General features: G+C 58.4%; 17 protein-coding genes. All 17 read right to left on the reverse strand.

The annotated features are described in order from the left end of the window. Window positions 1-2: 2 nt before the first annotated feature. Window positions 3-587 carry a YmfQ family protein gene (locus HMPREF3138_RS20835; protein ID WP_070559265.1) on the reverse strand — a complete coding sequence of 195 codons (585 nt, stop codon included), beginning with the start codon at window positions 585-587 and terminating at the stop codon, window positions 3-5. Then, window positions 572-1,645 (reverse strand): baseplate J/gp47 family protein, encoded by a 1,074-nt coding sequence (locus tag HMPREF3138_RS20840; protein ID WP_070559266.1) that lies wholly within the window; start codon window positions 1,643-1,645, stop codon window positions 572-574. The genes HMPREF3138_RS20835 and HMPREF3138_RS20840 overlap by 16 nt, the downstream gene beginning before the upstream one ends. After that, the gene (locus HMPREF3138_RS20845; protein WP_070559267.1) at window positions 1,635-2,084 is read right to left on the reverse strand and encodes a phage GP46 family protein; all 450 of its coding nucleotides are present in this window, start codon (window positions 2,082-2,084) and stop codon (window positions 1,635-1,637) included. The genes HMPREF3138_RS20840 and HMPREF3138_RS20845 overlap by 11 nt, the downstream gene beginning before the upstream one ends. Beyond that, entirely contained in the window at window positions 2,081-2,620 is a 540-nt protein-coding gene (locus HMPREF3138_RS20850) for a phage baseplate assembly protein V (RefSeq protein ID WP_070559268.1), read from the reverse strand. The genes HMPREF3138_RS20845 and HMPREF3138_RS20850 overlap by 4 nt, the downstream gene beginning before the upstream one ends. Then, a complete protein-coding gene (locus HMPREF3138_RS20855) occupies window positions 2,611-3,699 on the reverse strand; it encodes a phage baseplate assembly protein (protein ID WP_070559270.1) in 1,089 nt (362 codons plus the stop codon). The genes HMPREF3138_RS20850 and HMPREF3138_RS20855 overlap by 10 nt, the downstream gene beginning before the upstream one ends. Then, on the reverse strand, window positions 3,692-4,948 hold the full coding sequence (locus HMPREF3138_RS20860; RefSeq protein ID WP_070559272.1) for a DNA circularization protein: 1,257 nt from the start codon (window positions 4,946-4,948) through the stop codon (window positions 3,692-3,694). The genes HMPREF3138_RS20855 and HMPREF3138_RS20860 overlap by 8 nt, the downstream gene beginning before the upstream one ends. Further along, window positions 4,948-6,720, reverse strand: a complete 1,773-nt coding sequence (locus HMPREF3138_RS20865; protein WP_070559274.1) for a phage tail tape measure protein — start codon at window positions 6,718-6,720, stop codon at window positions 4,948-4,950. The genes HMPREF3138_RS20860 and HMPREF3138_RS20865 overlap by 1 nt, the downstream gene beginning before the upstream one ends. 98 nt (window positions 6,721-6,818) lie before the next feature. After that, the gene (locus HMPREF3138_RS20870) at window positions 6,819-7,202 is read right to left on the reverse strand and encodes a phage tail assembly protein (protein WP_070559276.1); all 384 of its coding nucleotides are present in this window, start codon (window positions 7,200-7,202) and stop codon (window positions 6,819-6,821) included. A 2-nt stretch (window positions 7,203-7,204) separates the two neighbouring features. Further along, on the reverse strand, window positions 7,205-7,555 hold the full coding sequence (locus HMPREF3138_RS20875) for a phage tail tube protein (RefSeq protein ID WP_060430698.1): 351 nt from the start codon (window positions 7,553-7,555) through the stop codon (window positions 7,205-7,207). Between the two features lie 9 nt (window positions 7,556-7,564). Beyond that, window positions 7,565-9,049: a phage tail sheath subtilisin-like domain-containing protein gene (locus HMPREF3138_RS20880; protein ID WP_070559278.1), complete on the reverse strand. Its 1,485-nt coding sequence runs from the start codon at window positions 9,047-9,049 to the stop codon at window positions 7,565-7,567. Between the two features lie 3 nt (window positions 9,050-9,052). Continuing rightward, window positions 9,053-9,271 (reverse strand): DUF2635 domain-containing protein, encoded by a 219-nt coding sequence (locus HMPREF3138_RS20885; RefSeq protein ID WP_070559279.1) that lies wholly within the window; start codon window positions 9,269-9,271, stop codon window positions 9,053-9,055. Further along, window positions 9,252-9,872: a hypothetical protein gene (locus HMPREF3138_RS20890; RefSeq protein WP_070559281.1), complete on the reverse strand. Its 621-nt coding sequence runs from the start codon at window positions 9,870-9,872 to the stop codon at window positions 9,252-9,254. Before HMPREF3138_RS20890 ends, HMPREF3138_RS20885 begins: the two co-directional genes overlap by 20 nt. Beyond that, window positions 9,869-10,411, reverse strand: a complete 543-nt coding sequence (locus HMPREF3138_RS20895; protein WP_070559282.1) for a phage virion morphogenesis protein — start codon at window positions 10,409-10,411, stop codon at window positions 9,869-9,871. The genes HMPREF3138_RS20890 and HMPREF3138_RS20895 overlap by 4 nt, the downstream gene beginning before the upstream one ends. After that, entirely contained in the window at window positions 10,411-10,845 is a 435-nt protein-coding gene (locus tag HMPREF3138_RS20900; RefSeq protein ID WP_070559283.1) for a gp436 family protein, read from the reverse strand. The genes HMPREF3138_RS20895 and HMPREF3138_RS20900 overlap by 1 nt, the downstream gene beginning before the upstream one ends. Next, on the reverse strand, window positions 10,845-11,279 hold the full coding sequence (locus HMPREF3138_RS26865) for a hypothetical protein (RefSeq protein WP_070559284.1): 435 nt from the start codon (window positions 11,277-11,279) through the stop codon (window positions 10,845-10,847). Before HMPREF3138_RS26865 ends, HMPREF3138_RS20900 begins: the two co-directional genes overlap by 1 nt. 78 nt (window positions 11,280-11,357) lie before the next feature. Continuing rightward, entirely contained in the window at window positions 11,358-12,275 is a 918-nt protein-coding gene (locus tag HMPREF3138_RS20910) for a Mu-like prophage major head subunit gpT family protein (protein ID WP_070559285.1), read from the reverse strand. A gap of 5 nt (window positions 12,276-12,280) precedes the next feature. Continuing rightward, complete coding sequence (locus tag HMPREF3138_RS20915; RefSeq protein ID WP_070559287.1) at window positions 12,281-13,228, reverse strand: phage protease; 948 nt, start codon at window positions 13,226-13,228, stop codon at window positions 12,281-12,283. Window positions 13,229-13,379: the final 151 nt, after the last annotated feature.

A 13,379-nucleotide genomic window follows, 5' to 3' on the forward strand; every position in this document is an offset into this window, starting at 1 on the left:
AATTACACCTCGTATAAAAAATCATAATCGTGACCGGCCAGGCGATATCGACGCAGAAAGCACTCCAGGATTTGCGCCTGGTAGCTGATTAATGGCGTCAAGACATTGCTGACACTTTTAAACCGGATCATCGGCATATCGGTGACCGTCACTTGCATAATGAAACGGTATTTATGGGAATAAATCGGGTGCATGATATTTCGCATAACATGGTGCGGTAATATCTCGGTCACCTCGATGGTGAAGCCCAATGCATCTTTAACGGCTTGTTCTATTTGCCAGGGGGCTAACCCGCCCTTGCGGTGATATTTCTCTACCACGGCATTGCGGCGGCGCTCAAACCCATCGGGAATAGCGTTACAGTCTGGTAACCCCAGATAGTCTTCCCATTCCTCCAGCAACAGTTCCGTGGTCTCTGGACGCATCTCTTTAACCAGCAGGTCGGCATGGCTTTCCACTGCGTTTAAACGCCCACTGAACCCTCTTAGAAGGGAGGTTAACGCGGCCGTCTGGTCGCGAGGCCAGGCCTTACCACGTGGCATCAGCTGCTGAAGCACGTCGTGCCATTCGTCTAGGCTATGCGCCATTTAACAATCCCCAGGGTGATCAGCTCGTAGTTCTCGCTGGGTTGGCTGGTCGTGAGATCCAGCTCATAGTCTGACACGCCGGTGGCTGAGCCAATGGCTGTGCGAATTGACGACAACAGCATCGTTTCACCCGGCGATTGCGAGCGGAATAACGCTTCGAGGCTGGCCATCACCGCACGACGTGTCGCCGCCGTGTCGGGAACAACACGGACTGTCATGTCTAACGGCTTGATCGTGAGCGGGATGGGCCACACTTCGACGCCGCCGGGTTTGCCGACATACGTGCCGGTGGCAGGGTCTTGATGGCGAAACAGATAGGCTTGCATGACTACTCTGTCTGTCTCGGTTGGGGTAATGTCGTCTCGCTGGTCATATACCCATGCCAGGCCAACGGTGCCGATGCCGTGCCAACTATCGAATGCCCAGGCGCGACTCACACCCGCCGTCTCAGTGGCCCAGATAACAAAATCATGCAAGGCACCACCGACAGGTGGGTTGCGTTTGCGATACAGCAGGCGTACCAACAACTCGCTGATGGTCTCGATATCGGCACCGCCGGACACGCCCTCGTCAGCAACCACTCCGTCGCTGTTGATGCCAGGAACAGGGGAAATCAGCGTGACCACGTCGCCGCTCTTGAGATTTCCGCTCGTTCCTACATCATCTGCCTGGATGGTCACCCGCACCTTTCCGGCAACAGGTGATTCGGTCGCAATGACGTGATAACGGACACCGTCTTGCGTCTGCATTTCGGTGTCCAGCGGCAACGGATTATTGCCGGTGAATATCACTGGACCAACCGCGAATTGAGCCGGTTTACGAATAATTCCTTCATTACGAGCAGTATCAATTATGGTTTCGTCATCTGATTTATCAGACGGGATAATTTGATTCACAATCCAGGTTTGATAATCGTATAAATCACGCAGTGCGCCGCTAAAGGCAATATTTAATGCCCGTTCCACACCAACAATCGGCACTTGTTGATCTAATTCAATCTCTAAGTCTTGAAGGCCAGAGCGAATAATTTGTCTCGTAGTCGGTACATTAAACGGCATGCTCTAACGCCTCCCAGCGTTTTTTAATGTCAACGGTCAGTGTTGATTTACCTGGGCGGGTCAGGACGACAGTGAAGTCGATACGTTCGGAAGATACGATGGCGGCGGTGACCTGGGCGGTCCGGGCATAGCCGGTTTGCAGCAGGGGCTGCATCGCCAGGCTGGCGTAGTTCTCCACGCGCAGGCGCACGCTCTCTGTGAGCTTCTCGCGGTCGAGCAGCCACAGTTTTGAACCCCATGAGAAATCACTGAAAGAATCGCCCGGCCAGCCTCGACGGTCATTGGTACCGTCGGGGATGATGTCGCTGTCTGCGGCCAGGGCGTCGGTGAAGAGACAAATCAGCACTAAAGTAACAAGGCCTTCGTCAGACGAAAGGCCATTGTGGGTTACTTCGATGTCACCGCCTGCGGGGAGGTGCCAATTTATTCTGATGGTCATAACGGTTTCGTTGTATCAGCACCGTCGCCATCCTTGTGGATATGGCCAAGGAAGCTTTTTCCTTGAACCTGAATATCTTCACTGAAGTTGGCGGGTCCGGTGAAATTAATGAGTTTACTCACAATGTCACAGGATTCTTCAGCAACCAGATTAACCGCTTTCCCCCTAATTTCGATGATACCGTCTTTCTTCAGGGTGATGGTGTGGCCATCAAGGTGATACACGCAAACGTCGCCGGGGTCCAGCCCTTTCGGCCGGGTCGTTTTGTCCTCGACGGCGATGGCGACCATGCCCGAGCGTCGCCCCCCTACGGCCACCACAATCGCTTCCGAGCCTGAGAGCGGCACCGATGACATACCGTAGTTCTGGAAGCGTTCGACGCTGTCGTTGGTCTCGTTCGCCAGGGTTTGCACCTGGAGGTTTTGCCGCCCCAGGCTGTCGGTAACGATACGCACCACGGCGCGGTCCACCATCAGGCGCACGCGGCGACCCATGGCGGTGATAGAGCGGGCAACGTTTGCCGGGTTCAGTCCCATGTTGCCTCCGTCTTGGCGGTTTTCTTCTTGCCTTTCTTGCCTTTGGCCTTCTCGGCGGGCAAGTCCATCGACTCCGGCGGCACCAGGCTGAGCACGGTGATACGGCCATTGCTGCCGTGAGAGAACGACACGGTCTTGACCAACCAATCCGCCTTCAACTGCTGAATGGGGTCATCGACTGACACCAGAATGTTGGTTTGCCATAGCGGGCCTGTGTCGCCGTTTTCCCGCCACCCGGTCACCGTAATCTCGGTGGTGTTGGCCTCGCCCAATGCGCTGGCCTTGTACCACTCCCCACGTGCGCTCGCGCCGCCCACCGTCAGGTTATCTTCATTGACCAGGATTTTCGGGCGATAGCGGTTGATCTCCGGGTCGATGACCACCGTTTGCCGTCCGCCGACGACCTTCACCGGCTGGTCATCCCAGGTGGCGCCACCGGCGGCCACCGAGCCTTTGACGATGTACTGACTCGCTCGTTCTCGCCAACTGAAGCGGCCCCGCGCGGCCAGGATATTTCGCCCGAGCACCAGCGAGACCGTGGCGCGGCGGGTGGAGGCGCGGGTAATGACCAGTCGTCCCTGGGCGTCGGAGGTCATCAACACCCCGCGCTGTTTCGCCAGGCGATCGAGCAGCTCGAAAGCCGTTTCGCCCTGTTCCAGGGTGACTCCTCCAAAGGCGTCGCCGGTATCCGTCTCAGTGATGACCTGGATACCGTAGGGCTTGCAGATGGCGGTGGCGATTTGCTCCAGTTTCTGGCCGCTCCACTGGCCGGACTTATCCACCACGGAACTGTCCACCAGGTCACCGGTCTTGTCGCGCCCCATGACCCGCAGGGAAACGTTCCTGTCGTCGTAACTCGGGATAAAGTCGTCGATGTAGCCGGTCAGCACGCGCTCCTGGCCGATATTGACGCTGCACGCCATCCCCGGCTTGATGGAGCGAGGTGCCGCCTGCGACCACTGCGCCGTCACCTCCAGGTCGAACTCTCCGGCAATGCTGTCCAGGCTGCGGTTGATGCTCATCTCCGTCCAGCCGCCCCAGATTTTATTGTCCACGTTGAGGGTTAACTCATCAGACATTGTCGATCACCTCGATGATTTGCCCAGGTTGAATGAAGGAGGGATGGCGCAGCCGGTTACGCTGCACCAGGCTATCCCGCTGCTCGGCATCGCCCCGTTCTCGCCAGGCCAGCAACATCACCGGCGTGGTGCGTACCGGAGATACGCGACGCAGCTCCGGCAACTGAACGCTGCGCAGGCGGACGTCGTTGACCACGGCAAAGCGCAATTCACGCAGCGCACGCCACAGATCACGTTGCCCGGATTCCACCGCCACCGTGGCCTGTGTGCCCAGCAGTGCCGCCAGGTCGTCACCGGCACGGCGGGCTTCCTGGCTGGTCTCAAAGGTAGCGGTGGCGATGGTCTCTGCCTTGGCAATCAACGCAGCGGTGACCACCATCAGGGTAAAGTCGTCGATGTTGGCGGCCATCGGCGCAGAAATATCGACCAGGGCGGTGGGCGTCACGCTGCTGGCAAAACCGGTTTCCCGATTGACGGCCACGTTGTCCGACAGGGACTTGGTCGCGGCCCGCGCGGCCCGGTCTCCGACCCACTTGTCGCGGAGTTGGTCATAGACGCGCAGCGCCCAAGGGGCTTCGGTGACCAGGTCTTTGATGTCGCTAACGAGGTTCGTGACATCGCGGATCAACTCACCGGGGGTCGCAACGATGATACCGGCCATGTCCTTGAAGCGGTTGAGGCGGTCCATCCAGTCGTTGAGCGCATCCGGCAACGTGGGTAAATTCGCCACCAGACCCTGCATATCATCCAGCAGCGTATCGACCATGCTGCCCAGGCCGTCGAGCGCCTCGAAGTAGTCACCGTTCGCTAGGGCGGCCTTGGCCTGATCGGCGGCGCTGAGCGTGGTGGCCGTGGTGTCTTCCTGGGCAGAAGGGAACAACTGCTGACCGGCTTCGAAGACCTCAAAGCTGATATAGGCGATGCCGCCTTCCTCAGTGCTCAGACGGTGGGTGACCTTGCCGACCTGCACCAGTTGCACGCCATACCAGGGATGCACCAGCTCGCCCGGCCCGGGGGTATTGAGAGCGGCCAGCAACTGCTTGAGCTGCGTCAGGTAGTCGTTGCCCAGGAGAATGCCGGTGACCTGCTGCTGGGTCAGTTCCGCGCCGTTGTCTTCCGTCCAGCCGACTTCCTTGCGCGGGTATGCCCGGGGAATGGCGCGACGGCCACCGTTACCCTCGATGTCCTTGACGTAGAACGCCACGCCCCGGAACGCGGCATCATGCAAGTCTTCCCATTTTGCGTTCATCAGTCTTGCTCCACATTACGCACGCCGCTGGCGGCACTCAGGGTGACGCCGGGCGCATTCACATTGACCTTGGTGACCTGTACCCGGTCATCCTTCACCGTCACCTCAATGCTGCCCTGAAGCTGCTGGGGTACCATCGGATATGCCGGATTCTGATTTTGCGGCTGGAGGGAGGCCCAGGGGGATGGGTCATGAAATTCTGGCGCCGACGTAAACCAGTTTTTGACGTCATCCCACATGGTCGAACGTTCGGCGTTCTCTTTGGCACGTTTGAGAATGGCGGCACGCTTTTCATCGGTATCCGGAAAGTCAATGAGGGAGGCAATTTCAGTGGCGGTGTTGATCGCCACCCCAAAGAGGCCTCCTTTATCATGCCTATTTTTACCTGGTGACTCAGGAAGCCCTAAACCGCTATCACCACTCCCCATGCCGCCCTGCATATTGGTGACGTACACTGGCATCACGCCTGAACCAAACACGTCGGCGATACCGGTTGGGATACCTTTTTTGCCGGGGCGTAGAAAGTCATAGGCACCTTTACCAATCTGGAAAGCTTTACGGGTGGCGACCAGGCCTGCACCAGCGATAGCGACGTTCTTTCCTATCTCCAGCCAGTTCTGAACCGTTTCCTGGTCAAGAGAGTTCAACGCATCAGCTAGTTCCTGAACGGGGTGGGCAAGATTACTATTGGCAAATTTTTTCCAGGTTGTATTGAGTGCCGACATCGCGGAAGTGAAGTCCTTAGACGCATACTCGGCATCTTTCATAATCCCTTGCCCATCGGCCACAACGCCGTTGTAGCGCTTGAGATTCTCCGCTCCCTTGCCTGACGTCACGCTACTTAACAGCAGGATACTGTCCTGATTAAAACCCGCGCCAAGCAATCGAGCATTCTGTTTCTCTGCACCTTTACTACCTGACTTTTGGGCTATTTCCCCCATCAGCGTGGGTAAGTGACGCATCTTCCCTTCTTTGTCGTATACATTGATGCCATTATCTCGTAACTTTTTAACGACCTTCGGAATCTGTAAGTCACGAATGAGGTTTTCAACCGCTGTGGACGCTGTTGTTGTGTCGCCCGTGGCATCAACAGCACTCTCCAACGCCACACCAACGCCCTTGATACCTTGAACCCCGGTTGCGCCTGCGGCGGCATACATAGAGAACGCTTTAACACCGCGTTCGGCAATATCTTTCAGCTCAAACGCGCCTTCCTTACCGAGCTGATTAAGCGTATCCATTGCCTGTAAGGTTTCTTTTTCGCTGCCCAGATTAAATTTGGTGAACTGTGAAAACAGAGCGCCGATGCTTTCCCCATCAGCGCCGGATGCAGCAATCGAAGGGGCGATGATGTTGCGGTTTTTGAAACCGAAATCAATGTCGCCGGTAACAGTGCCGACCTTCTCGATAGCGCTCACCACCTCAGAATCATCGACCCGAAACGTGATCGCCGAATCTTGCATACCGCTGTACATATCGGCCATTTCTTTGCGTGTCTTTTCCGCTGCCAGCCCCATGCGAGTAATGCGGCGGTCGGTGGTGGCGAAGTCTCTCAGCATGGCGCTACCCGCAAATCCCGCGATTATCCCCGTGTAGCGGTTACCCAGCGCATCCAGCCCACGACCCGCTGCTGCACTGGTGGCCTTCACCACGGACATGGCCCGCTCGTTACGGCGGGCGAACTCGGACATGTTGGCCCCGTATTGGCGTGCCTTGGCGGTCAAGTTGCCCGCCAGATTGATGATGATTTCAGTATCAAGGCGCTTTGCCATGCTGCTTCCTCAACTGAGCTGTAATGCGGAACAGCTGCCGCAAGGGCAACTGTTCCAGGTAAGACACGCTGAACCGTGCGGAGAGGTTGACGAGAAGGTTACTGAGCGCCGTCGCCATCGGCATCAGGTCGCCCCCGGTCGGCGACCTCCGTCAGCAAGTCGTCCAGGGCATCAGCCTTTGCCGTCAGCAGTTTCAGGTCTTCGGGGTGAAGATGGTAAAGCTGTTTCAGGCTCAGCGGCCCCGGGATGCTGCCGATGGAGGCAATCTGACGGCGGAGCAGCTCTAGACCCATCAAGACCTCAGAGCAATAGGCTACCGCCTTGCCGTTCTCCCCAATCACTACGCGCTCAGCTGCGAGCTGCGCATCAACGATGTCTTTCGACCCCAGTTCACGCAGCGTCACCTCCTTGTGGGTGGTTTCATCCGTGGTGCCTTTGCCGGTTACCAGGCCGTGGATCAATGTCTCTGTCATCTGCGCCATGCTTACACCTTCACGCACTTGGTGCCGATGAACGTCACCTCAATCTGCCCGTTATCTTCCGACAGCGATGCCGGGTTCTCCGCCGCGGCCCCCGTCACCATGTAGCTCTGGCCGTTGTCGCCCTCGAACATGACGGTAACTTGCTCCCACTGGCCAATCTCAATCACGTCCACGTCATCCCGGGCCGCCAGTGTGACCTGGACTGTCGGGTGGGTGGTCTTGCGGGAGTAGCCCCAGTTCTTGCCGCCGCCGCTGTGCATCGTGCGGTTATAGCCGCCAGGGTTCAGCGTGGACGTCCCTTTGGTCGGCAGTTCGCGTCCGTTCACGCGAATCGATGCTTCACCTAAAATCATGTTGCCCCCTTAGAGCTTGAACTGGATGAGGCCTGCCAACACACGCAGTTGGTTCACCAGGTTCGGGTGGATGATGAAATTCAGCCGGTTCTTGTCAGCGGTATCCCGCGTGACCTGCAAGGTGGCTTTGTAGTCGTCGAAGTCCTCGACCAGCCCGGCAGGCTCCAGCTCGGTGATGAAGATATCCAGCAACTCCTGGGTGCAGAGTTTTGGGGTCATCACCGGCTGCCCTGGCTCCAGCGTTGCCAGGACATCATCGTCCGCCAACTTGTGGCGCGGGTAGCGCGTGGTGAACCGGTTCTTGATGACGTACCGGATATGACCCAGCGTCGCCGGTGACGTGATATCCAGGTACGACACATCCGCATCGCCGAAGCGGTTGACGCGATAGGTGGTAATTTCCCGCTCGATGCAGACGTTGCCGCCGGCATCCACGTAGTGTGTCGCCACGCCATCAAACAGATGCAGGTTGCGCTCCGGCATGTCCCAGCGCACGGACTTGTCCGGCGGCAAAATACCCGGCAAGGCCAGCGTCTGGAGCGGACGCGCCGGGTCAATCGCCAAGTGGTACGCAGCAATCCCCGCATAGGCGGCTGCCCACAGATACGACGGTTGCGGCGCGATATTGGTACCCATCGCTGTGATGAGGAAGTCATTGCGCGTGCTGCCCCAGGTGCCGGTTTGTGCATGGGTACCGCGCACGGCGGTGTAGGCGACAGCCTCAATCATCTTGAGCGCCCCCCAACGTTCCAGCAGTTCGTCACGCAGCGTGTTGAGGCTCGCCACGTCGTTGAACGGACAGACGATATGGTTGAACCACTCATCGCCCAGGGCGGCGACCACCGCCGTCAGGTCCGGGGTGCCGGTGCCGCCGGTGAATGGCGCAGCGGTGACGACGAGACCCGCCGGTGTCTGCTCGCCCGGGTAGTAATTGACGCGCACGTCGAGGTCGTTTCCGGTCTGCCCGCGCCAATTGGCCGTCAGGGTGAGTGTCTCCGGTGCATCGGCCTTAGCGGCTGCGGTGATCGGCAAGGTGGTATCCGCATTCACGGCCGCCAACACAGCAGCTGCAACGGTGGCGGCGCTGTCGTCCACCTTGATGCCGACCTGGAGAGATTTGCCGCAGACCAGCAGCGCCAGTGTCCCGGCTGCGCTCGCCTTGCCGGTGACCGTCAGCGCAGACGTCGCCGCCGCGCCGGTCTGGTCACCCGGCTCGGCAATGCCCATGGCCCAGGTCTCGGTGTAGGTGTTGCCCTTGCGCAGAGCCTTAAGCATCTCCGCCAGCATCGAGCCCCGGCCATACAACACCTCGGGGGCGCTGTCGCTGGTAATGCGGTTTTGCGTCAGCGCTGGAACGGTCGCGCCTTGACCCTGGTAGCCGATCACCAGGATTTTATGTTGTTGTGCCGGAGCGCCGTCCAGCGCCTGCGAGTTGTCGATCTCAATCGCAACCAGCGGCACGCGCAGATCATTGGGAATAGAGCCTAATGACATCGGTTACTTCTCCGCTTTGGTGGGTTTGGTGGCCGGGGCATTAACCTCGGCCGCATCGGTTTTTGGTACAGGGATGTCCTCAACCGTCACATCGCCTTCGGCATAACGTCGCCGCCAGAATGCGGTTAACATCAGCTCCTCGCCATCCGGCGACAGTTGGGTGCCGTCCGGTTTACGTACTTGCAGCGCCTCGGCACTGGGCTTAATCAGTTTCTTTTTCATCGTCGTTTTGCTCTCGCACGTTGATCACGCCGTTGATTTCTTCGCCGCCATGGGCGGAGACCGTCATGCCCAGGCGTAGGAAGTCCGGCAGTGTGGTGATATCCACTTCTTCATCCAGCCTGAATGCCTGGTTCCAGGTCACCGTCCAGATGGTCACCCCCAGACTGTCGAGACTGCCGCTGTAGATGTTGTCGGCGGTCATGTCCGTCGCCTTGCTCTCCGCCCCCAGGTTTTTGGCCGCACCGGGATGCGTTAACCGGCGTGCCACTTTGCTCACCATGACCTCCGCCCGTAGGTCACGGCCATAGGCCCAGGCATCGGTGGTCATCACATACGCCGCCCAGGTCACCAGGCCGACTATGCCGCCCGATTGATGATGGATGTCCCGCACCCGCAACGCTGCCAAGCGGATACAGCCATCACGACCCGACAGATAACGCTTCACATCCTCCGGGCTGCTGAACTGGCCGATATGACGCTCGACCATCTTCACTTGGTCAGGGGCTTCACCCAGCAGCTCTGGCTTCAGCCAGGCAACAATCCGCTCGGCGGCACTCACGGTGCTGCCGAGGGTCACCAGGCTCGGGCGTTCGGTACTCATGGCAATACCTCCTTCCAGAAATCGCCAATCACGTGCAACAGCTCATTGCTGTTAGCGTTCGACAGGCCCAGCCATTCACGCTGGGGAATGTTCATCATGCGGCTATGTGCGCCAACGCTTTGCCACACTGGGTGTTTCAGCGCACGGCCAAACGCCTGGCGGATAAGACGTTGATGCGCGCCGACAGATACGCTACCGCTGAATCCCTCTTGGTGAACGCCCGCATAGCGTAGCGGCGTCCCGACGTGTACCCGGTTGCGTTCGACGACAAAAGTGACGCTGTCGAGCAGATCGCCATTGCCCTGGAGCAAGCTTTGATTCCCGTGGCGGGTTTTGGCGTAACGGGCGCTCCAGTCCTGCCACGGCTCGCCACCGGGGGAGGCTTTCTCATCGGTGATGCGGCGGCGGGTTTGGGACTCCGCCACCGCACCGATGCTGTCGAGTAGCTCCGCACGCAAGCCGCTGTCGGCGAGACGCTCCATGGCCATCTTGATATCGGCAAGCTTCGCCGTACCCTGGACTTCAACCTGAATACCCATCAGAGCACGCCTTTCAGGGTGTTACGGGTGAACAGACGTGTGTTCTCGCCGACCATGATGACCTTACCGCCGGTACCTTCCGTGGGTTGATCCGTTGTCGGCAGGCCCAGGTCGCGCTGGCCGTTGGCGATATCCTTCAGCGTCTTGACCGCCTCGTCATAGCGCTTTTGCACCAGCTCGGTAACCTGGTTATCTCGATCGGCCAGCCAGTAAAAGGCGATGGACACCGCGACCCGTTGCAGCAGACGCGGCACCGTTGTTTCCAGCGGTAACTTGAAGCGACGTGACAACCAGGAGTTGATCTCCTCGTCGGTGTCGTCCAACGCCTGGCTGATAGCGGCTTCGTCAAGCTGCTCCGTCTCCGGGTTCATGGCGACGTTCCAGACAAAAGAGCCGTCAGCCGTCAGCAGGTCTTCACGGGTGACGTATCTCATTATTCCCCCTTGTCGTCGGTGCTGACCGTTTCGACGACGGTGACATGGAGGTTTGGCTCTGCTTTCAGCCGTTCGGCATTCGCAACGCTAATGAACGGCGTTGCGCCGTCTTCCGCCAGACTGGCAGCATTATCGCCGTCCGGATCATCACTGACGAAAGCATGGACACCTTCATGTGGCCAGAACCGCCCGGCGCGCCAGAAGCCGTTTCCTGACACGGCTTTTACCAGCAACACCTCAACGTCCGCCGGATTAGCATCGCCGGTCAGCTCAGGTGCTGGCGTATCCGGTTGCGATGGCGCACCGGGCTGGGTAACGGCCTGATAGTGTCCTGCAACAGTCGGAGTAATAACCGGCGCTTCAGGCGCTTTAACTTCTGCTGGAGCTGCCTGACCGGCTTGCTCCTGCTGTTTCTTGTTTGGCTTCCCACTCACTTTTCCATCCTCTTTCTGGTGGCTTTATCGGGTGCTTGCACACCCGATAAAGAGGGTGTAAACGCTGGTTAACCCGGCTTAGCCGCCGGACGGTGGCGCAGCAGGCGTCACGATGAACGGGCTGTTGAGGATATCCACATCCTTGTAGTAGATGTTGGAGTCACCGCCATTGATCAGCATGGCGTCGATAACCCGTTTTGCCGCTGCGCGGTTTTTGCGTCCGACGACCAGCGTGGTCGGCCGGATGCCCAATGGGGAACCATCGGCACGTTGCATCCCCTGAAGGACTTCGACGGCTTTCTCATAATTCGCCACGTTCAGCGGCGCGCGCGACCCCACAGCGGTTTGCCAGAAACCGAAACCAACGTTGCAACGACCATCCACCCCATAAAGAAACTCATTCTTCAGGAAGGTGTGCTCGCTGTTGAGGTCATCCAGGGAGATGAACTTAAAGGGACGACGGTTTTGGTACAGGATGGGCTTCAGCACCTGAGACTCATCAATCAGGAACCACGGCTCACCCGTCTCGGTACCGTCACCCACGATGTTGCTGTAGGTGCCACCGGCCATCGGGTGGTCAGTGTCGAAGAAGTTCTGGCCGTCGAAGCACAGCGTGTTGAAGCCTGCGACCAACAGCGGGAAGCTCAGTGTGTCCGGGAACTCGCTCACCTGGCGACCGAACGCCTTGGCAATCACGCTGTATTGGCCAATCTGGTCATCTTCGATGTTTTCGCGCTTCACACGGATGGAGCTTTCCCAGGTCTTGTTGCTGATGGTGTAACCCTGCTGGCTCAGCACGGCGAGCTGGCGGTCGCTAATCCATTCCTTGATGCCCGGTAAATCTGACAACCAGCCGTAGGTGTTTGAAGCGGACCCGCTCGGCACTTCTGTAGCGATACGCAGGTATTGCGGCTCTACGCCTGACAGCCCGGCGGTAAACGCGGCGCTCAGGGAGGTTGTCAGTGCGTGCAAAATCTCTGCATTAGGTGTTGGCATTACGGTTATTCCTCAGTGGCGTTAGGTTTGGCGGCCAGGAACTCCACCTCGGTGATACCCATGGAACGGCACATGGCCACCTCGGTTTCGGTCAGCGCCTGCTTGTCCTTCTGGCCTGGCTTTTTCGCCGATTCGGTGTTCACAATCACCGGTGCAGCTTCAGTGAACGCGCCGAACTGTGTTCGACCTTCCTCGGTGCGGCAGGTTGCCAGGTACATATCACGGTTAGCCGGTGCGATTTTGCCTGCGGCAATCGCCGCATCCACCAGGCCTTCCGCGTCTTTCTCTGCGCGTTCTTTCAACGCGGTCTCCGCCGTTTCCGCACGATTGAGCGCCAACTGATGGGTCTCTTTCGGCACCCAGGACGTCAGATCGGGATTTTGCGCACGGTTCAATGCGACCTGTTCGGCGTGCTTCAGGCCCTGGATAGCAGTGACACCGGATTCAACGGTGGCATCTGCGCCCAGGCCCAAGGCTGCCGCAATCTGTTCAGGCAGTTTCATGGTGTTCTCCGAGTTAAGGGCAGGTACAAATAAATTGGGTTTGTTGGTCAGGCCGACGCTGGACAATTTCGTGACCAGGCCGCTGGCGGTGAAATGGAATGCAGGGCTGTAGTAGAGGTACTTTTTCCCCTGGATGAGTGCTGCCCCCTCAGGGGTCCACTCAACGCGTGCCCAAATCTGATCACCGTCGATTTTCAGGTCGGTGATCCAGCCGTAGGCGGGCGCGGGGTCGCCTTGCGGGCCTTTCAGCTCGGTGGCGTGCTCCATATCGAACGGCAGCTTGTTGTATTGCAGCGACGCGGCAATCACGGCTTCCGGTTCGTTGGTGATCCACGAACGGCCATCGCGTCCGGTGAACGAACCGACAGGCAGCATCGGCAGCCATTCAGGCAGCTTGTTGTCAATGGTGTCCGGCAGCTCGAAACAAAGCGCCAGCAATTCAACGGACATGGGGGTCATCCACACAAAGAAATCGTGTGGACAGTGTGCGGGGGAACGGAGGGAAAGGTGGATTAACCGCTTTCCCTCCAAATGCGGTAGAGAACCGTGTTTAAAACACGTTTAAAAGCTCACAGGAGCGTTTAACAAATTTTCTATGCGC

The sequence above is a fragment of the Serratia sp. HMSC15F11 genome, assembly GCF_001808215.1.
Classification (GTDB): domain Bacteria; phylum Pseudomonadota; class Gammaproteobacteria; order Enterobacterales; family Enterobacteriaceae; genus Serratia; species Serratia nevei.